Raw genomic sequence first — 18,804 nt, 5'->3', positions numbered from 1 at the left:
GACCGGCTCCGGAACGTTCCTGAGTCGGTCGTCGCCGCTGCGGCCCACCGGCCTTCGGTTCACATCGCGGAGTCGAGCGTCGTCCGCTGCTCCGCGGTCAGTTCGAGGTCCACCGCGGCCAGGCTCTCCTCCAGCTGCGCGACCGAGGAGGCGCCGACGAGCGGGAGGACCGGGATGTCGCCGCCCATCAGCCACGACAGGACCACCTGGTTGACGGTCGCGCCGGTCTCCTCGGCCACCTCCCGGACGGCCTCCAGGCGGGCGGGCGTCCCCGCGTGCTCGAAACCCGGGCCCAGTGGCTTGTCGTCTCGCACGTAGGCACCGGAGAGCAGCGGGGAGTAGGCGACCTGGGCGAGTGACGGGTTGGCCCGTACGTAGCTCAGCAGATCGGCGCTCACCAGGCCCTGGTTGCCGTCGGGCGAGCGCAGGCTCGGGAGATCGGCGCGTTGGCGCAGGTAGCTGTGGTGGTGCTGCAGAACCTCGTAGCCGGGCAGGCCTGCCGCTGCGGCCAGGGCCCGGGCGCGCTCGATGCGCCACGCCCAGTGGTTGCTCGCGCCGAGCAGCCCGGCGATGCCGTCGTTGACGACTTCGCCGAAGGCCTCGACGGTCTCCTCCAGCGGTGTCCGCTCGTCCATGATGTGCGCGTACAGGAGGTGGATGCGCTCGACACCGAGCCGCTCGCGGCTGCGCTCGGCGGACTCGCGGATCGCCTTGGCCGAAAGGCCCTCGACATCGCGACTGAATCCGCTGGTGGGGGCGTTCGGGCGGGCGCCGAGTTTGGTGGCCACGGTGATGTCGTCGCCGATGTCGCGGCTGCGGATCCAGCGGCCGAGGAGCTCTTCGCTTTCGACAATGGCGCCCTGGAACCAACCAGTCGGGTCATCGTCGCCTTGGATTTCGACAACCGCTGAGCGGCTGGGGAGATCGTCGACCGGCTGGGGGACGAGCGCCGTTTCTGCAAAGTCGGCAGGGTCGAAGAGGATCTGCGAGTCACCCACGTCCACGATGGCCGCTCCGTCTCCGGTGAGACTCAGCCGGCACCGGAAAGCGAGCTGGTCGCCGACCTCCCACAGCCCAGCAGAACCACCGTAGCTGCACCCCAACGGACGGGCTCCGGCACATCATTTGTGCCGGAGCCCTGCATGACGACCGTCTGAATCGGGTCAGTAGGCGACGAGCCCTTTGCCGTTGCCGCTACCGAAGACCAGATAGAACTTGGTGCCGTCCTTGACGTCGGTGGCCGCCAGTGCCCAGGTGTTGGCATAGATCGGGCGTAAGCCGTTGCACGAGGTGCCGCCGCTCGAGGGCAGAAAGCAGGTTTGCACCATGTCCTGTTTGGTGGACTTGACGTTGATGTCGTTGCAGTTGGACGTGGCGTAGGCGTAGCCGGTCACGGGCCACCGGCCGTTGGGATCCGTGGCGCTGATGGTCCTGGCGCTGCCGTAGCACGATGTGGCTGCTGCGGTCGCCGTCGCGCTGGTTGCGGCGGTCAGGGCACCAGCCACCAATGTGGCCGCGGCCAGAACCCTGATGGTGCGGGACCGGATGCGCATGCTTCCCCCTTGCTCGTAGAAAATCCCTCATTGAACGAGCCGTGCGTGCGCGTAGACCGTACTTGGTGGAAGCAGGCTGCGTGGCCGAAACGACCGAAGCTCGCCCGACGGCCGGCTCCTTCGCTCGCACCCCCGCCGCCGGGCGTCGTCGACGCCACGGGTTCGTTCACTTTCAGCAGCAGCGTGTGTGTTCACCGGTTTGGGAGGCGATGGTGGGTCCGGGCCTGCGCAGATGTTCACGAGAAATGAAGGCACTCCTGGCCGCACCTGTCGGGCATTGGTCAGCTGATAATGCGTTGTCTGCCTCAGCTGGGCCGCGAGAGCATCCGGTGCATGGAAGAGCCTGCCGAGATTCTCAGTTCTGACCAGGTTGAACTGCGCCGGTGGCGCATGAGCGATCTCGACGCCTTGGATCGCGCGATCTACGAGTCTGTGGACCATCTGGTGCCGTGGATGCCCTGGGCAGCCGACCACGAGAGGCAGCAAACCTCCGATTTCCTCGCCCGGAACCAGGAAGAGTGGGCGACCAGGCAAGCCTTCGGCTATGCCATCACGTCAGATGCTGTGGTGATCGGCAGCTGTGGCCTCTATCGCCGCATCGGTGACGGCGGCCTCGACATCGGTTACTGGCTTCACCCGCATTGGACCGGCCGGGGCCTCGCCACGATGGCCGCGGCAGCTCTTGTCAGCCAAGGCTTCCAGTTGGCGGGCATCGACCGCGTGGAGATCCATCACGATGCCGCCAATCCCGCCAGCGGAGCTGTGGCCCTCCGTTTGGGCTTCACTGAGGTCGAACGCACGCGACCACCTGAGGGGCCCGTCGCTCCTGGCGAAGTCGGGATCGATGTCGTCTGGCGGATGACCGCGGGACAATGGCAGGCAAGAACGGCTGAGCAGGTTGACGAGCGAGCTGAGTAGGGGGTATGCGGGTGTCTCCTCTTGGTGCCCGTCCCCGTGAAGGCTCGTGAGGGCGGGGCTCACAAAGACGTGCGGACGGTCGTACGTCCTCGTCAGCTTCGCCCGCACCCGCTCGATCTCCGCTTTCGCGCCCATACGGGCCCGACAAGCCGCCCGAGTGAAGCCCGGCCGGTGGCTTCGCGTGCGCGTGCTCCCCGTCAGGCGTCGAAGCGGTGGCGGGAGGCCTCGATGTGACCGAGGTACCGATGGGTCCAGTCGCACAGTCCGTCGACCGTCTTTCGCAGGCCTTGTCCCGGCTCGGTGAGGGTGCACTCGCCCCGCGGCGGCACGACGGGGTGCACCGTCCGCTCGACCAGGCCGTTGCGCTCCAGCATGCGCAGGTTCTGGGTGAGCATCTTGTGGCTGACGCCCTCGATCTCGTTCCGCAACTCGCGGAAGCGCAGGGTGCGTTCACCGAGGGACTCGATGATCAGGAGCGCCCACTTGTTGGCGACGTCCGAGAAGATCTCCCGCGCCAAAGAATCCGCACGCGTCAGGTCCGCATCCTCGGGCGAGCCGCTGAACTGCTTGGTCACCATCAGGTTCCCCAGTCACCGAAAAGTGCGTTCTTCCATGTCAGCGGGCACTCTCCTACGGTTTCCGAGTAACCACAAGAGAGCGACTCTCCTAGCAATGGAGGCAGGCGGCATGGCCATCACTCTGGTGAACCCCAATGGATTGCCGGAGATCGACGCCTACCGGCAGGTGGCGATCGCGACCGGCTCGAAGCTGGTCTTCATCGCCGGGCAGGTCGCCTGGGATGCCGATGGGGTCACGGTCGGCGAAGGCGACCTCGCCGCTCAGGTCGAGCAGTGCTACCTCAACATCGGCACCGCCCTGGCCGAGGTCGGCGGTTCCTTCGACGACGTGGCGAAACTGACCGTCTACGTCGTCGACTGGACCCCCGACAAGATGCCCCTGTTCCTGGAGGGGGTCACCCGGGCGGCCGCGAAGCTGGGGGTCACCCCGGTACCGCCGGGCACGCTGCTGGGCGTGGCAGCACTGGACGTACCCGACCATCTGGTCGAGGTCGAAGCCACCGCGATCATCGACTGAACAGGTGTTCTTCGCCCTGAACTCGCTCTTGACCTCGGGCGTCGGACGGTGTCTCGAACCGGTTTGCCGACCTGGGCATGCGTCGGACGTCGAGGCAGCCTTCGTCTGGTCATGTGCGCCGACCAAGGTGCACGTGACCACGACGAAGGCCGTGAGGGTGAATCTGCTGCCCGAAGCTGTTCGGGGGAAGCGTTCGCGGAAGCGTCACGCTCCCGTACGTGGTTCCGACCCGCCTCGCCGGGGTCCGGCGCAACCTCCGGATGGTGCGTCGGCGGGTGTGTCCGGTGAGGCAGGCTGCCGTCAGCCGGATCATTGCGATCTTGATGAGGTCCTCCGCGTGCGCGGTGCTGCGTTCGTACTCCCGACTCGGCCGTCGGCAGCCCGTTCCCGGCCGGCCAGTGCGTCACCCACCGACGTGGCTCCGGATGCGCTGGTTCCCAGGCCCACCAGCACCGTCACAGCACCCGCCACGAACAGCTGTGCCCTCATCGACGCCCGCCCCTCCCCTCGCGTCGCCGTGCTCTCGAGCCGCAGTGGATCACGGCGCCCGGCCCGGGTCGAGCCTTCTTGAGACAACTCAGAGGTTGCCGCACGTGAAGGTCTCCGTCATGGGCCGCCGCGGTACGTGCCGCCGACCGGACCGGCCAATGAAAGCGGCACAAACCAGGCGTACGCTGATCAGAACGCCGTAATGCACCGCGAGTGGGTGATGGAGGCGGCGCATGACCAACCCGTACGGCTTCCTCAGGATCCCCCGCCGGCCCGTTCCGGCGCGTCCCGTCGAGGAACGGCTCGACGACTGGCACGAGGTGTACGCCGGGCAGGCGCTGCTTCCCCTCGTGTCGGAGCAGGCTGGGCGTTGTATGGACTGCGGCATCCCGTTCTGTCACAGCGGGTGTCCGCTGGGGAATCTGATCCCGGAGTGGAACGTGTACGCCGCGCACGACGACTGGCGGGCCGCCTCCGAGCGGCTGCACGCGACGAACAACTTCCCCGAGTTCACCGGCCGGCTGTGCCCGGCTCCGTGCGAGGACGCCTGTGTGCTGGCCATCAACGCCGATCCGGTGACGATCAAGAACGTCGAGCAGGCGATCGCCGACGAGGCGTGGGAGCGCGGGTACACGCCACCGCAGCCGCCGGGTCGGCTCAGTGGGAAGACCGTCGCCGTCATCGGCTCGGGGCCTGCGGGACTGGCGGCCGCGCAACAGCTGACGCGTGTCGGCCACACCGTCGCCGTCTACGAGCGTGCCGACCGCATCGGCGGGCTGCTGCGCTACGGGATCCCCGAGTTCAAGATGGAGAAGCAGTATCTGGACCGCCGCATCGAGCAGATGCGGGCGGAGGGCACGAAGTTCCGCACGGGTGCGGACGTCGGGGGCGAGCTCGACGCGGCCGAGGTCAGGAGGCGTTACGACGCGGTCGTCGTCGCCGTCGGGGCCATGGAGCGGCGGGAGCTGCCCGTTCCGGGGCGGGAGCTGTCCGGGATCCATCAGGCCATGGACTACCTGACCCTCGCGAACCGCGTCAGGGAGGGCGACTACGCCGCACCGCCGGTGACCGCCGAAGGCAAGCACGTGGTGATCATCGGAGGCGGGGACACCGCCTCGGACTGTCTGGGCACCGCACTGCGCCAGGGCGCGGCCTCCGTGGTGCAGCTGGACATCAACCCGGAGCCCGGTGACGACCGGCCGGACACCCAGCCCTGGCCCGTCACGCATCCGAAGGTCTACCGGATCTCCCACGCCCATGAGGAGGCCCGGGGACGGGAGGGGACGGATCCGAGGCTCTTCTCCTCCGCCACGCTCCGCTTCGAAGGGGACGAGGCCGGACGCGTGCGCGAGCTGCACCTGACGGAGGTGGAGCCCACGGCCAGGAAGCCCCGGCCTGGCACGGAGCAGATGATCCCGGCGGAGCTGGTCCTGGTCGCGCTCGGCTTCTCCGGTCCCGAACGGGGCAGCGGTCTGATGGAGCAGCTCGGGCTCACGCTGGACGGCCGGGGGAACTTCGCGCGGGACGGTGCCTTCGCGGCCGAAGCGGCGCAAGCGGACGCGCCGGAGGCCGCCTACGCGACGGAGGCGACGGAAGCGGCACCTCAGGCTCGGCGGACGGGGCGTCCCCGGACGGACGGTGTGTTCATCGCGGGCGACGCGGGACGCGGCCAGTCCCTCGTGGTGTGGGCCATAGCGGAGGGCCGCGCCGCCGCGGCGGCCACGGACCGCTATCTGACCGGCTCCACCGCCCTCCCCGCCCCCATCACCCCGACGGACCGGCCCCTCGTGGCGTGACGCATCCGTCACCCGCGACCGGTGTCGATCACACAGAAGCGGTTGCCGTCGGGATCGGCGAGCACGATGAAGTCGGCGTCGTCCGGACAGTGGTCCCAGTCGACGCGCCCGGCACCCAGGGACACCAGCCGCTCGACCTCGGCTGCCTGGTCGGCCGCGTCCCCCGCGTACAGGTTCAGATGGACCCGCGGACGCTCCTGGACCGGCGTCTCGCTCAGGCCGAGCGACAGCTGGGGCCCGCTCCCTTCAGCAGGCACCAGCACCACCCAGTCGTCCTCCGCGTCGTCGCGCGGCACGTACCCGAGGGCCTCCATCCAGAACGCGGCCGCTCGCGGCACGTCCGAGACACCCAGTACGACGGATCCGATGCGCAGCATGCCCCGATTCCGGCGGACTCGAGGGACGAACGAGAGCGGCCCACCCCCAACGGCAGCGCGATCCCTGCCCGATGCGGCACCGGCCGGCCCGCTCGTGTCCCCGTGGATCAAAGAGACATCCAGCAGTAGAGGCCGTGGCTCTGCGACCGCGCCGGTCGCGCGACGGCTGCGAGTCGTTCGAGGAAGTCGGCCGGCATCCCGGGGTCGGCCGAGCCGTCGAACTCCTCGGTCAGGGACCAGGGCACGGCGACCTCGGCGAGCCGCTCGGCCGAGGCTTCGGCCAGAGCGTCACGGAGCTGGTCCGTCAGGGTGACGACCCAGGTGCCGTCGGCCTCGGGATCGCTGAGGAGACTGTTGAAACGAGGCTGGGCGGCCACCTCCTCGAAGCTCCTGTCGACGAGCAGCGCTTCGGCAGCCCCCACCAGCAGGTAAGGGTCCATCCCGTTGACGTCGAGCGGCTGGAAGCCGGCACCCTTCGGCCCCGCCTCGAAGGCCGTCAGGGCCGAGGCGTCGTCCGGTGCGCTGAAGTACTGGTACAGGTTTCCCATCCCCGCATGGTCCCATCGGCTCGGGCCCGCACCGGCGCCTCCCTCAGACCGCGCTCCGGGCGTCGGCGAGCCTGATCACGCGGGCGGTCGCGGTGGCCGTGGCGACGCGGGTGCCGAGGTCGTGGTGAGGTCGGCGGCGAGGTGTGCCAGGTCGCCATCGCGATCGGCGACACGGCCGTGTCCGAGGAGACGGCCAGGGCGGACCGGCAGCAGGAAGGTCAGCTTGAACTCGGGCGTGAACCGGAACTGATCGGGCCCAGGGCCGGCTGTGCCGCCTCTGCCACGCCAACCGCGAGCGCCACGGCCCGCTCGTGGCGGAACCGCGTGAGGGACACCCGCGTCCGTCCCGTCGTAGGCAAGATCGTGAACGCCGACGGAGGACCGCGAAGATGACCGCAACAGCTCCCCGCTACCTCTACCTCGCGCGACACGGTGAGGCGTCACCGGACGAAAGCACACTGACGGAGAACGGGCGTCGGCAGGCCGTGCTCCTCGGTGAGCGGCTTCGTGACCACTGCGCGGCGGGCAGCCCCCTCGCGGCGATCCATCACGGTCCGCTCCCCAGGGCGGAACAGACCGCCCGGCTGATCTGCGAGCAACTCGACGGCGTTCCCCTGCTGTCGTCGGAGCAGGCCGGTGACTACGTCCCCTATCTGCCGCAGCGCGACGAACTGCCGGCGGAGTCAGCCGACGGGATGCTCGGTCGCCTGAGCCAGTTCCCGGCCGAAGAGCGCGAACGCGGCCCGCAGTTGGCGCACGAGGCCCTCGCCCGGTTCACGGGGCCGGTCGACGGTGATGAGCCGCGCCACGAACTGGTCGTCACCCACAACTTCCTCATCGGCTGGCTCGTACGGGCCGCCCTCGACGCCCCGAAGTGGCGCTGGATGGGTCTCAACCACGCAAACGCCGCCCTGACCGTCATCCGGTACGCACCGGGCCGGCCCGCAGCCGTGCTCTTCTGCAACGACATGGGCCACCTGCCCTCCGAGCTCCGCTGGACGGGCTTTCCGCCCGAGCTCCGCCTGTGAGGGCTGCGACCCACCGCTCGCCGGAACGTGCCGGAGCGGAGAGAGTGGGGGTCGTGCGCTTCACACTCCTGCCGGCAACCGCCGCCTGGCAGCACCGCGATGCCCGGTCGGGCTTCGAGGTCGCGTTCTTCCACGCCCCGGATGCCGACGGCCGACTCGTCGAGGGGTACACGACCGCGGTCGAGAGCGGGGAAGCCTTCGCCGTCGAGTACCGCATCCGGCTCGATGCCGCCGGGAGGACCCGGACCGCCCACGTCCGCGGCAGGTCGTCGGCCGGGGCCCGGACGACCCTGCTCGAAGCCGGCGGCGAAGGGCACTGGCTGGTCGACGGCGCGCGGGCGCCATGGCTCGACGGCTGCCTCGATGTGGATCTGGAGTCCTCGGCCATGACCAACGCGCTGCCCGTGCGCCGCATGGAGCTGCCCGTCGGCGCGCGGGCGGAGGCGCCGGCGTCGTACGTGCGTGCGCTCGGGCTCGGCGTGGAGCGGCTGGACCAGACCTATGTGCGCCGGAGCGACGACGGCTCGCGCGAGTGCTACGACTACTCGGCCCCTGCCTTCACCTTCGGGTGCCGGCTGGGCCACGACGAGCCCGGGCTGCCGGTCGACTACCCGGGGATCGCTGTCCGTGTCGGGTGAGCTCCGACGCCGGCGGCGTCGCGGTCGGTGACCGGACCGCCACTGCGAGGTCCCGGGACCCTCGGTCACGCCGGGCCCGAGGGCCCGGCGTGACCGGCGCCGATCGAGGTCGTGGCACCGGCGTCCTACCGGCTGGTCCGGGCGGCCGGTGAGTGGGACGCTGGAGGCTGAGGGTGCCGCCGAGGAGGCTGCGGGAGGGCCGATGGGTCGAGATGTCCCTGCGCTGGTGTTCACCCGAGAAGACCGCCGCCGCTACCGGGCCAAGGTGCAGCGGTGCCTCGACGCGTTCGCGCAGATGCTGCGGGGGGAAGGCTTCGAGTCCGATCGGCCGCAGGTCGGGCTCGAGATCGAGCTGAACCTCGTGGACGGGGCCGCGGAGCCGACGATGCGGAGCACCGAGGTGCTCGAGGCGATCGCGGATCCGGCCTGGGCCAGTGAGCTGGGACGGTTCAACCTCGAGATCAACGTACCTCCGCGGCAGCTGACGGCCGGCGGGCCCGACTCCTGGGAGAAGGAGATCAGGGACGCGCTCAACCACGCCGATGAGCGGGCTGCCGCGGTCGGGGCACACCTGGTGATGATCGGGATACTGCCGACGCTGCGGCAGCAGGACGTGGGCGAGGCGGCGCTGTCGGAGAACCCGCGGTACCACCTCCTGAACGAGCAGGTGTTCGCCGCCAGGGGTGAGGACCTGAGGATCGCGGTGGACGGGGTCGACCGGCTGAGGACGTACTCGGACACCATCACGCCCGAGGCCGCGTGCACCAGCACGCAGTTCCATCTCCAGGTGGCACCCGAGGAGTTCGCGGACTACTGGAACGCGGCCCAGGCGATCGCGGGCGTGCAGGTGGCGCTGGCGGCAAATTCTCCGTTCCTGTTCGGCAAGGAGCTGTGGCGTGAGACGCGGATCCCCCTGTTCGAGCAGGCCACCGACACCCGGCCCGAGGAGATCAAGGTGCAGGGCGTGCGTCCACGGGTGTGGTTCGGGGAACGGTGGATCACCAGCGTCTTCGACCTCTTCGAGGAGAACGTGCGCTACTTCCCGGCGCTGCTGCCGCTGTGCGACGAGGAGGACCCGCTGGACACGCTGGACGGTGGCGACATCCCCCAGCTCGCCGAACTCACGCTGCACAACGGCACGGTCTACCGCTGGAACCGCCCGGTGTACGCGGTCGCCCACGGCAGGCCGCACCTGCGCATCGAGAACCGGGTCCTGCCCGCCGGCCCGACGGTGTCCGACGTGCTGGCGAACGGCGCCCTCTACTACGGGCTGACACGGGCCCTGGTCGAGGAGGACCGGCCGGTGTGGTCGCGGATGTCGTTCTCGGTGGCGGAGGACAACCTCCACGCTGCGGCACGGCACGGCATCGACGCGCGCCTGTACTGGCCCGGGATGGGCGAGGTGCCGGTGGCCGAGCTCGTCCTGCGGCGGCTGCTGCCGCTGGCGCACCGGGGTCTTGAGCTGTCCGGCATGGACGCGGCCTGGCGGGAGCCGCTGCTGGGCGTCATCGAGCAGCGGTGCGTGACCGGCCGCAACGGTGCGCTGTGGCAGGCGGAGATGTTCCATCACATCGCCGACACGGCCCATGTCGACAACCATGAGGCGCTGCGGCGGATGACGCGGCAGTACATCGACTACATGCATCTCAACGCCCCGGCACACACATGGCCCGTCGACTGACCGCCGACAGCGGCCCGGCGGGCGGCCCGCCGGGCAGCGGCTGACACGACGAGGCCGCGGATCCGTCGATGTGCTCGCGGAGCAGGTCGGCATGGCCGTTGTGCCGGGCACTCCTCGATCGTGTGCGTGACGACGCAGCGCACGGAGTAGGTCTTGTCGCGAAGAGGCACCGTGCGCGCCGCCGTTTCGCCTCGGCGAGCCCTCGTCCCGGCTCGGTGCGTCGAGATCGCCGTCCAGTTCCGAGCGGCCACGGTGGGCAGACCGGGGGCTCGCGGCGGATGACCTGCTCCGTACATGCCGCGCCGGCGCCGGTCACTCGTACGGCGATAGCGGAGCCGGCTCAGCCGGGGAACAGGGACGTGCCCATCCAGATCACTGCGAGCCAGCCGCCGACGACGACCATGGCCATGACGAGTCCGGCCACGATGGCCCCCGTCGACAGGGTTTCGGGAGCCGCGGGGGCCTCGGGTTCGACCGGGCAGCATTTCGAGCAATGCGGGTCACTCATGGGCAGAGGATGCAGAGCCTTTGCGGGTGCCGGGAACGCCCTTACCGGACAACCTGCGAAGAGCCGCGACGTCGCCCGTCCGGTGGCATACGATCATGGCCCAGCGGTCCGTCCGCGTGCCGCCGCCCAGCGCCGATGGAGGTCAACCATGTTCAGGACATCCGGCGGCCGGCGTGGCCGACGCATCCGTACCTTCACCACGGCCGGCGCCGCGGTGGCCGGGCTGCTGCTCGCGGTGGGCTGCTCCTCCGGTGACGACGGGCCCGGGGAGGCGGCGGGCGGGGTACCCGTCGTGGAGAAGGGCAAGCTCACCACCTGCACACATCTGCCCTATCCGCCGTTCCAGTTCGAGCAGGACGGCAAGGTCGTCGGGTTCGACGTGGCGCTGATCGATCTGGTGGCCAAGAATCTCAAGGTCGAGCAGAAGATCCTCGACACGCCGTTCGAGAACTTCAAGACCGGTGCCTTCCTGAACTCCGGCGAGTGCGACCTCGGCGCCGCAGGCATGACGATCACCGACGAGCGCAAGAAGAACGTCGACTTCTCTGTCCCGTACTTCGATGCCACGCAGGCGCTGCTCGCGACCAAGAAGAGCGGTGTGACCTCGCTCGCCGACGTCAAGGCGAAGAACGCGAAGCTCGGCGCGCAGGCGGAGACGACCGGCGAGAGCTACGCGAAGTCCCAGGGCTTCGACCCGGTGGCGTTCGAGAGCTCGGATGCCGTGCTGAACGGACTGCGGACCGGTCAGGTCGATGCCGTCGTGATCGACTACCCCGTGGTGCAGGGCTGGCTGAAGGACAAGGCCAACGCCGACCCGTTCGCCCTCGTCGAGAACATCGAGACGGGTGAGCAGTACGGCTTCACCGTGAAGAAGGGGAACGCGAAGCTGCTGGCGGCGATCGACAAGGCGATCACGGACGCCAAGGCGGACGGCACCTACAACAAGCTGTACGAGCAGTGGATCGGTCCGCTGCCCCAGGGCCGGTCGTGACCTCTCGGCTGACCAGGCGGCAGCGCCGCCGCGTCTCGCAGGGCATCCAGTACGCGGTCTTCGTCGCCGTGGTGGTCACGGTCGCCGTGCTGGCCGACTGGGACCGGCTGCAGAACCAGTTCGCGCAGAAGGATCTCGCGATCCAGATGTTCCCGGAGATCATCACGATCGCCCTGCGCAACACGGTGATCTACACGGTCTCCGGGTTCCTCTTCGGCCTGGTGCTCGGGCTGGTCGTCGCTCTGATGCGACTGTCGTCGGTGGCGCCCTACCGCTGGGTCGCGAGTGTCTACATCGAGCTCTTCCGCGGTCTGCCCGCCCTGCTGATCCTCATCTTCGTGGGTGTGGCGGTGCCGCTGGCGTTCCCGGGGACGGAGATTCCCGGCGGGGTGTACGGGAAGGTGGCGCTCGGTCTGGGCCTGGTGGCCGCCGCGTACATGGCGGAGACCATCAGGGCCGGGATCCAGGCCGTGCCGAAGGGGCAGATGGAGGCGGCGCGCTCGCTGGGCTTCTCGCATGCGCGCGCCATGGTGTCGCTGATCATTCCGCAGGCGTTCCGGATCGTCATTCCGCCGCTGACCAACGAACTGGTGCTGCTTTTCAAGGACTCGTCGCTGGTGCTGTTCCTCGGTGTCACGCTGAACGAGCGGGAACTGACCAAGTTCGGCCGGGACCTGGCCAGTCAGACCGCGAACTCCACGCCGATCCTGGTCGCCGGGCTGTGCTACCTACTGGTGACGATTCCGCTGAGTTTCGTCGTACGCCGGCTGGAAGCCCGCACGGAGAAGGCGAGGTGAGGGCGTGATGGCGCGGAGCACGGAGGCGGTGGGAGACGTGGGTGACGACGGCGGTCCGGAGATCCGGATCCGGGGCCTGCACAAGTCGTTCGGCGACAACGAGGTGCTGCGCGGCATCGACCTGGACATCGCCCGGGGCGAGGTGGTGTGTGTCATCGGACCGTCCGGTTCGGGCAAGTCGACGCTGCTGCGGTGCGTGAATCTGCTGGAGGAGCCCTCCAAGGGCCAGGTGTTCGTGGGCGGTACGGAGGTCACCGATCTCGACGTCGACATCGATGCCGTGCGCCGCCGGATCGGCATGGTCTTCCAGCAGTTCAACCTCTTCCCGCATGTGACGGTGACCGAGAACCTCACGCTGCCGCAGCGGCGCGTCCTGAAGCGGGACAAGGCGCGGGCGGCGGCGGTGGCCCGGGAGAACCTGGAACGGGTCGGGCTGGCCGACAAGGCCGACGCGTATCCGGCGCAGTTGTCGGGCGGGCAGCAGCAGCGCGTCGCCATCGCACGGGCGCTGGTGATGGATCCCGAGGTGATGCTGTTCGACGAGCCGACCTCGGCGCTCGACCCGGAGCTGGTCGGCGACGTGCTGGCCGTGATGCGGGTGCTGGCCGCGGAGGGCATGACGATGATGGTCGTCACCCATGAGATGAGTTTCGCCCGGGAGGTCGCCGACCGGGTGGTGTTCATGGACGGCGGGGTGATCGTCGAAGAGGGGCCCGCAGAGCAGGTGGTGGGCGATCCGCAGCACGAGCGGACGCGGAACTTCCTCATGCGGATCCTCGACCCGGCGGCCGCGGAGGAACCGGGCGCGGGATCCGGTCAGGGCGAGGGCCTGGGGAAGTAGGGGCGGGGGCCTGGGGAAGTAGGGGCGGGGGCCTGGGCAGTCCTGAGCAGGGCTCAGGCCTCGCCCCGGGCCCGTGACTCGGGGTGCAGCGGCCCCTCTCGCCCGCTGTCCCGGCTGCCCCGGCGTCCCCGGATCCAGGCGAGGAGCACGACGGACGCCACCGCGGCGAATGCGCACCAGGTGGAGATGAACTCCAGCTGCCACAGCATCGCGCACAGGGCGGCGCCGCCCGCGACGACGGCGCCGAGCACCCGCAGGACGCGGTCGGATGCCAGGAGGAGCGAGCCGACCGTGGCCAGGAGGTAGCCCGCCACGAGGACGGGCGGGGACGGCAGGCCGATGACGTAGCCCAGGGTGTGGCCGCGGACTTCGGCCGTGACGGGGCTGGTCGCCAGGCAGTACGCGAGGACGCCGGCCGTGGCGAGTCCCGCGGCGAGCGGCGCCGCCTGCCGGAGCCTGGCGCCGGCCGGCGCGGCGAGGAGTACGCCGGCAGGCACCCAGAGCGGCAGCAGCGGCAGGGCGATGACGGTCCAGGCGAGGGTGGCCGGTCCGGTACCGCCGCCGGAGTTCCAGACCGCGGACTCGATGATCTGATGGGCGCCCAGGAGCAAGGGCAGGGCCGCGAGCGGCAGATCGTGCAGGCGGCGCACGTGCGCCACGCCGACCGCGGTGATGGCGGTGCCCGCCACGAGGTCGGCCGTCGCGCTCCAGCACATGGCGCCATCCAGGGTCAGGGAGGGAGAACGAGCGGTATTTTGCTGGTTTTCGGCAACCGTTCGGCAACCATAGGGTTTCTTCCGGTGTCTACCTGAGTGACACCACTGTCCCCATATCGGAAGGAATGGGGGGACGCCATGCTCAACCGTCCACGGCTCGCGGCTCTTGCCGCGGGTGTTCTTCTCACCGCCGGGATCGGCGCGACGGTTCCGGCTTCAGCGGCTCCGCCGCAGTCCGCTCCGCCGCAGTCCGCTGCCCCCGCCATCCCTCTCGTCACGAACGCCCGCTGGGGCGGACATGGCTCCTTCGACCGGATCGTCATCGATGTCCGCGGCACGCTGCCGCCGGTCACCGTGACGCCGGTGAAGGTACTCCGGTACGACGGCTCGGGGCAGAAGGTCCCGCTCGCCGGGAAGTACTTCCTGGAGATCAAGCTCTCTCCCGCCGCCGCCCACGACGACGCCGGCAAGTCCGTCTACAACGGGCCACGTCTGACCAAGGTCTGGCTGCCCACGCTCAAAGGGCTGGCCCTGACGGGCGACTACGAGGCCGCGGTCACGTTCGGAGCGGCCTTCGACACCAAGCCGGCCTACAAGATCCTGAGGCTGCACGCGCCGGAGCGGATCGTGGTCGACGTCCGGCCCAGCGCGGTGGGGTGCGGCGTCTGACGGCCGACGCCTGAGGCCCGGACCAGTGGGCCGTGTCCGTGCCCGGCACCGAGGAGGCCGTCCGCGGGGTCGCAGCCGCTCGTCGAGAGCTGCGACCCCGCACGGCTGTCACTGGGCGAACACCGCGTCCAGCCGCGTGCGCCAGGCGGCCTCGGTCGTGTCGGCGTCGGCGCCGGGGGCGAAGTCGTGGACGCTGACACCGACCGGGGCGCCGAAGTGGTTGCGGCCGAAGAGCCGGTACATCGCGTCGTCGGTGCGCAGGCCGACGAAGTACCGGTTGCGGTAGTCGACAACCGCGTCGACCGGGCCGGCGCCGGGCAGGTCGACCCGTACCGTCGCCCCTTCCGCCGCGTCGTCCGGCACACCGAGGGCGCGGCTCACGGCGTCGAGCGCGTCGGGGGCGACGGACGCGGCAGGGGCGTCGGCGGACGCGAACACGGCGGGGCGGCCGGTGAAGTGCGTGAGGTACTGGCGCAGGGTGTGCAGATAGAAGTCTGTGTGCTTGGTGGCGCCGTCGTACTGGTTGTCCCAGTCCTCGACGAGGATCCCGCTGTGCACGTAGCGCACCCGGCAGCCGCCGCCCTCGCGGGGCTCGATGACGTGGTCGAGCTGGTTGAAGGTCTGCTGGGAGATGCCTTCGACGTTCTCCGTACGGCCGGTCAGGCGGTGCGGCGGGTCCCAGGCGGTGACGGTGCCGCCATAAGGGGCTGCGCCGCCTTCCTTCGGCTCGTACTCGAGGGGCCAGAGCCAGCCGCCGGTGCCGGTCGTGATGGCTTCCCAGACCTCCTCGGGGCTTGCGTCGACGTCGAACTCGCGAACGATCTCGAATTCCTTGGACATGGTGGTGACTCCTTGGGCGCGCCCGGGCGCGCAGGCGGGGTTACGGGACTTGAGGGACTCACGGCGTCTCGGGGGTCTCCGGGGCCTGCGGGATCGCCGGGGTCTCGGAGGCTTGCGGGACGGGCTTGACGGTGGGGTGGAGCGCGACGACGACGCGGTGCTCACGGCCGCCTTCCGCATCCTCGTCGTGGTACTTGGCGATGAGCGCGCTGACTCCGCGCGTCAGCTCCTCCACGAACGCGGCGCGGGCGGCGGCGGACGCGAAGCGCACCTCGCCGTCGAGTGCGTACGTCGCGAGGCCCTTGCGGGCCTTCGCGGCGCCGGTGATGAGCGTGCCGACGTCGCGCACGAGGCGCGCGGCGACGGCGAGCAGCCAGCGTGCCGAGAGCTGGTCGCGGAAGCGGCCGGGGTCGGGCTGCACGGCGGCCAGGGCCAGTGGTGAGATCACGTACGAGGAGGCGGTGGCCCGTATGAGCCGCTCGGTGACATTGCCCTTGCGACGCTCGCCGGCCAGCTCGACCAGGCCGTGCCGCTCCAGGGCCTTCAGGTGGTAGTTCACCTTCTGCCGGGGCAGCCCGACGCGGGCGGCCAGCATGGCCGCCGACGCGGGTCCTGAGGCCAGCTCGGCGAGCAGCCGGGCCCGCATCGGGTCCAGTGACACCGCTGCCGCCGACGGGTCCTCGATCACGGTCACGTCCAACATGGCTCCACCCTCTCACCGACAAATATTTTTGTCCAGACCCATTTGATTGTCGGTGCGGCGGGTGCCCCCGGGGTGCGCCGCCCGGCAGGCGGGATGAGGAGAGCGGGCACCGTTCGGGCGACGGGTCACACCAATCGGGCAGCGCATTGCCTGCCGCACCGTGCGGACAGCGGAGTCACCTGGGAATACGCCTGCTGCGAAACGGATACGAACGGGCGCAGCACGTGCAGCGAAGAGCCTGGTCAGACCGGTGAGCTGCTTGTACAAACGACGCATGAGCCCGAACGGGCGCAGAGCAGCATCGTCAGTGAGCAGCAAGGAAGTGTGCCGTGGACACCGAGCAGCGTCGCCGGGGCATTCTCGAGACCGCCCGCGAGGAAGGGGCGGTCGAGGTCAACGGGCTGGCAGGTCGCTTCCGGGTGGCCAAGGAGACCATCCGCCGGGATCTGCACGCGCTCGAGGAGCACGGTCTGGTCCGGCGCACGCACGGTGGGGCGTACCCGGTGGAGAGCGCCGGGTTCGAGACCACGCTGGCCTTCCGGACGACGCGGCACGTGCCGCAGAAGGCGCGGATCGCTGCCGCGGCCGCCGAGTCGGTGGGTGACGCGGAGACGGTCTTCGTCGACGAGGGCTTCACACCGCAGCTGGTGGCCGAGGCGCTGCCGCGCGACCGACCGCTGACGGTGGTGACCGCCTCCCTCGCGGTGGCGTCGGGGCTGGCCGGCACTGAGCAGACGTCGGTCCTGCTGCTCGGCGGCCGGGTGCGCGGCGGCACGATGGCGACCGTCGACCACTGGGCCACGCGCATGCTGGCGGGCTTCGTCATCGATCTCGCCTTCGTGGGCGCGAACGGCATCTCCCGGGAGCACGGCCTGACGACGCCCGACCCCGCGGTCGGTGAGGTGAAGGCGCAGGCGATGCGCAGCGCCCGGAGACGGGTGTTCCTCGGGATCCACACCAAGTTCGGGGCGGTCAGCTTCTGCAGGTTCGCCGACGTCGGCGACTTCGAGGCGATCATCACCGACACCGGGCTGCCCGCGGCAGAGGCGCAGCGCTACTCGCTGCTCGGCCCGCAGGTCATCCGCGTCTGAGCCACTCGTTCCCACGGTCCGCTCCCCCGGCGGACCCGACCGACGGCCGTACGGGCCACACGGCCGTTCCGACGCACGACCGGCATGCCTGCGGCATGCCCGAATCCTGTCCGGAACCTGTCCGAATCAAGGAGAGACTCATGCCTTCGAAACGACGACCATCAGGGATACCCGCGCGGCTCGGCGCGGTCGCGACCGCCGCGGCGCTCCTCGCGGGGTGCGCCGGCGCCGGAGGCGGCGGCAGCGCGTCGGACGGCGGTGACACCCTCAACGTACTGATGGTGAACAACCCGCCGATGGTGCAGTTGCAGAAGCTGACGGCGGATCACTTCACGAAGGAGACCGGTATCAAGGTCAACTTCACCGTCCTGCCCGAGAACGACGTCCGCGACAAGATCAGCCAGGACTTCTCCAACCAGGCAGGGCAGTACGACATCGCGACCATCAGCAACTACGAGGTGCCGATCTACTCCAGGAACGGCTGGCTGCACGCCCTGGACTCGTACGTCGCCGAGGACAAGGCCTTCGACCAGGCCGACATCCTGGGGCCCCTCTCGGATTCGCTCAAGGGCGCCGACGGCAAGCTCTACGCCGAACCGTTCTACGGCGAGTCGTCGTTCCTCATGTACCGCAAGGACGTGTTCGCCGCGAAGGGCCTGACGATGCCCGCGAAACCGACCTGGCAGCAGGTCGCGGATCTCGCGGCGAAGGCCGACGGCGCCGAGCAGGGCATGAAGGGCATCTGCCTGCGCGGGCTGCCGGGCTGGGGCGAGGTCATGGCCCCGCTGACGACTGTCGTCAACACCATGGGCGGCACCTGGTTCACCAAGGACTGGAAGGCCCGGTTGAACTCTCCCGAGTTCACCAGGGCCACCGAGTTCTACGTCAAGCTCGTGCGCGAGCACGGCGAGGCGGGCGCGGCGCAGGCCGGGTACGCCGAGTGCCTGAACAACATGACGCAGGGCAAGACGGCCATGTGGTATGACGCCACGGCCGGCGCCGGATCGCTGGAGGCCAAGGGCTCCCCGGTCAAGGGGAAGATCGGGTACGTACCTGCACCGGTGGACAGGACCGAGAGCTCGGGCTGGCTCTACACCTGGGCCTTCGGCATGCAGAAGGCGTCCAAGAAGGCCGACAGCGCCTGGAGGTTCATCTCCTGGGCGTCCGGCAAGGAGTACGAGGAGCTGGTCGGCGAGCAGGTCGGCTGGGCGGACGTGCCGGCCGGGAAGCGGGCCTCGACGTACGCCAACCCGGAGTACAGGAAGGAGGCCGCGGCCTTCGCCGAGGTCACCCGGGAGGCGATAGGCGCCGCCGATCCCGTGAACCCCGGCGTGCAGCCGCGCCCGGCCCCCGGCATCCAGTTCGTCGGCATCCCCGAGTTCACCGATCTCGGGACCAAGGTGTCGCAGCAGATCAGCGCGGCGATCGCCGGCCGCACGTCGGTGCCCGACGCGCTGGCCGCCTCGCAGAAGCTCGCCGAGAAGGTCGCCGAGGAGTACCGGTGACCACGTCCGTCGGGACAGCG

The 18,804-nt window shown here is 69.8% G+C and carries 21 protein-coding genes; 12 read left to right on the top strand and 9 right to left on the bottom strand.

Annotated features, from left to right (window positions below; genetic code table 11):
- Nucleotides 1-59 precede the first annotated feature (59 nt).
- Entirely contained in the window at nt 60-1,004 is a 945-nt protein-coding gene (locus ABT078_RS34910) for an aldo/keto reductase (RefSeq protein WP_351235046.1), read from the bottom strand.
- Nucleotides 1,005-1,163: 159 nt separating this feature from the next.
- Nucleotides 1,164-1,553, bottom strand: a complete 390-nt coding sequence (locus tag ABT078_RS34905; protein WP_351235044.1) for a hypothetical protein — start codon at nt 1,551-1,553, stop codon at nt 1,164-1,166.
- 333 nt (nt 1,554-1,886) lie between these two features.
- Between ABT078_RS34905 and ABT078_RS34900 the strand changes: the two genes are divergently transcribed.
- On the top strand, nt 1,887-2,471 hold the full coding sequence (locus ABT078_RS34900) for a GNAT family N-acetyltransferase (RefSeq protein ID WP_351235042.1): 585 nt from the start codon (nt 1,887-1,889) through the stop codon (nt 2,469-2,471).
- Nucleotides 2,472-2,668: 197 nt separating this feature from the next.
- On the opposite strand, the gene ABT078_RS34895 is transcribed toward ABT078_RS34900, so the two are convergent.
- A complete protein-coding gene (locus ABT078_RS34895; RefSeq protein WP_351235040.1) occupies nt 2,669-3,049 on the bottom strand; it encodes a winged helix-turn-helix transcriptional regulator in 381 nt (126 codons plus the stop codon).
- Nucleotides 3,050-3,158: 109 nt separating this feature from the next.
- Here ABT078_RS34895 and ABT078_RS34890 point away from each other — a divergent pair, with 109 nt between their 5' ends.
- Both ABT078_RS34890 and ABT078_RS34880 read left to right on the top strand, forming a co-directional pair.
- Nucleotides 3,159-3,566 carry a RidA family protein gene (locus ABT078_RS34890; protein ID WP_351235038.1) on the top strand — a complete coding sequence of 136 codons (408 nt, stop codon included), beginning with the start codon at nt 3,159-3,161 and terminating at the stop codon, nt 3,564-3,566.
- A 722-nt stretch (nt 3,567-4,288) separates the two neighbouring features.
- Nucleotides 4,289-5,851, top strand: coding sequence for a glutamate synthase subunit beta (locus ABT078_RS34880; RefSeq protein WP_351235036.1), 1,563 nt, complete (start codon nt 4,289-4,291; stop codon nt 5,849-5,851).
- Nucleotides 5,852-5,859: 8 nt separating this feature from the next.
- On the opposite strand, the gene ABT078_RS34875 is transcribed toward ABT078_RS34880, so the two are convergent.
- Together ABT078_RS34875 and ABT078_RS34870 are read right to left on the bottom strand one after the other, a co-directional pair.
- On the bottom strand, nt 5,860-6,228 hold the full coding sequence (locus tag ABT078_RS34875; protein WP_351235033.1) for a VOC family protein: 369 nt from the start codon (nt 6,226-6,228) through the stop codon (nt 5,860-5,862).
- Between the two features lie 107 nt (nt 6,229-6,335).
- The gene (locus ABT078_RS34870; protein WP_351235031.1) at nt 6,336-6,776 is read right to left on the bottom strand and encodes a hypothetical protein; all 441 of its coding nucleotides are present in this window, start codon (nt 6,774-6,776) and stop codon (nt 6,336-6,338) included.
- A gap of 389 nt (nt 6,777-7,165) precedes the next feature.
- Here ABT078_RS34870 and ABT078_RS34865 point away from each other — a divergent pair, with 389 nt between their 5' ends.
- From ABT078_RS34865 to ABT078_RS34855, 3 genes are all read left to right on the top strand, one after another.
- Entirely contained in the window at nt 7,166-7,804 is a 639-nt protein-coding gene (locus ABT078_RS34865) for a histidine phosphatase family protein (RefSeq protein WP_351235028.1), read from the top strand.
- Nucleotides 7,805-7,857: 53 nt separating this feature from the next.
- Nucleotides 7,858-8,442 (top strand): putative glycolipid-binding domain-containing protein, encoded by a 585-nt coding sequence (locus tag ABT078_RS34860; protein WP_351235026.1) that lies wholly within the window; start codon nt 7,858-7,860, stop codon nt 8,440-8,442.
- Nucleotides 8,443-8,644: 202 nt separating this feature from the next.
- Nucleotides 8,645-10,123 carry a glutamate-cysteine ligase family protein gene (locus tag ABT078_RS34855; protein WP_351235024.1) on the top strand — a complete coding sequence of 493 codons (1,479 nt, stop codon included), beginning with the start codon at nt 8,645-8,647 and terminating at the stop codon, nt 10,121-10,123.
- 340 nt (nt 10,124-10,463) lie between these two features.
- Here the strand turns inward: ABT078_RS34855 and ABT078_RS34850 are convergent, their stop codons facing one another.
- Complete coding sequence (locus tag ABT078_RS34850) at nt 10,464-10,631, bottom strand: hypothetical protein (RefSeq protein ID WP_351235022.1); 168 nt, start codon at nt 10,629-10,631, stop codon at nt 10,464-10,466.
- 148 nt (nt 10,632-10,779) lie between these two features.
- Here ABT078_RS34850 and ABT078_RS34845 point away from each other — a divergent pair, with 148 nt between their 5' ends.
- Genes ABT078_RS34845 through ABT078_RS34835 form a run of 3 tightly spaced genes read left to right on the top strand, consistent with a single transcriptional unit; the run spans nt 10,780 to nt 13,260 of the window.
- The gene (locus tag ABT078_RS34845) at nt 10,780-11,622 is read left to right on the top strand and encodes a transporter substrate-binding domain-containing protein (protein WP_351235020.1); all 843 of its coding nucleotides are present in this window, start codon (nt 10,780-10,782) and stop codon (nt 11,620-11,622) included.
- On the top strand, nt 11,619-12,419 hold the full coding sequence (locus tag ABT078_RS34840) for an amino acid ABC transporter permease (protein ID WP_351235018.1): 801 nt from the start codon (nt 11,619-11,621) through the stop codon (nt 12,417-12,419). Before ABT078_RS34845 ends, ABT078_RS34840 begins: the two co-directional genes overlap by 4 nt.
- 7 nt (nt 12,420-12,426) lie before the next feature.
- Entirely contained in the window at nt 12,427-13,260 is an 834-nt protein-coding gene (locus ABT078_RS34835) for an amino acid ABC transporter ATP-binding protein (RefSeq protein ID WP_351235016.1), read from the top strand.
- A 53-nt stretch (nt 13,261-13,313) separates the two neighbouring features.
- Here the strand turns inward: ABT078_RS34835 and ABT078_RS34830 are convergent, their stop codons facing one another.
- A complete protein-coding gene (locus tag ABT078_RS34830) occupies nt 13,314-13,976 on the bottom strand; it encodes a DUF6629 family protein (RefSeq protein WP_351235014.1) in 663 nt (220 codons plus the stop codon).
- Between the two features lie 138 nt (nt 13,977-14,114).
- On the opposite strand from ABT078_RS34830, the gene ABT078_RS34825 reads away from it, so the two are divergent.
- On the top strand, nt 14,115-14,645 hold the full coding sequence (locus tag ABT078_RS34825; RefSeq protein WP_351235012.1) for an AMIN-like domain-containing (lipo)protein: 531 nt from the start codon (nt 14,115-14,117) through the stop codon (nt 14,643-14,645).
- Between the two features lie 108 nt (nt 14,646-14,753).
- Here the strand turns inward: ABT078_RS34825 and ABT078_RS34820 are convergent, their stop codons facing one another.
- Nucleotides 14,754-15,485, bottom strand: coding sequence for an SRPBCC family protein (locus ABT078_RS34820; protein ID WP_351235010.1), 732 nt, complete (start codon nt 15,483-15,485; stop codon nt 14,754-14,756).
- 58 nt (nt 15,486-15,543) lie between these two features.
- A complete protein-coding gene (locus ABT078_RS34815) occupies nt 15,544-16,188 on the bottom strand; it encodes an ArsR/SmtB family transcription factor (RefSeq protein WP_351235008.1) in 645 nt (214 codons plus the stop codon).
- Nucleotides 16,189-16,517: 329 nt separating this feature from the next.
- Here ABT078_RS34815 and ABT078_RS34810 point away from each other — a divergent pair, with 329 nt between their 5' ends.
- Nucleotides 16,518-17,279 (top strand): DeoR/GlpR family DNA-binding transcription regulator, encoded by a 762-nt coding sequence (locus ABT078_RS34810; protein ID WP_351235006.1) that lies wholly within the window; start codon nt 16,518-16,520, stop codon nt 17,277-17,279.
- A gap of 140 nt (nt 17,280-17,419) precedes the next feature.
- Nucleotides 17,420-18,784 carry an ABC transporter substrate-binding protein gene (locus ABT078_RS34805; RefSeq protein ID WP_351235003.1) on the top strand — a complete coding sequence of 455 codons (1,365 nt, stop codon included), beginning with the start codon at nt 17,420-17,422 and terminating at the stop codon, nt 18,782-18,784.
- Nucleotides 18,785-18,804: the final 20 nt, after the last annotated feature.

The organism is Streptomyces sp. NPDC002133 (genome assembly GCF_040296405.1).
Lineage (GTDB): Bacteria > Actinomycetota > Actinomycetes > Streptomycetales > Streptomycetaceae > Streptomyces.
The sequence above is the reverse complement of the archived record's forward strand: the minus strand, read 5'-3'. Positions and strand labels throughout refer to the sequence as shown.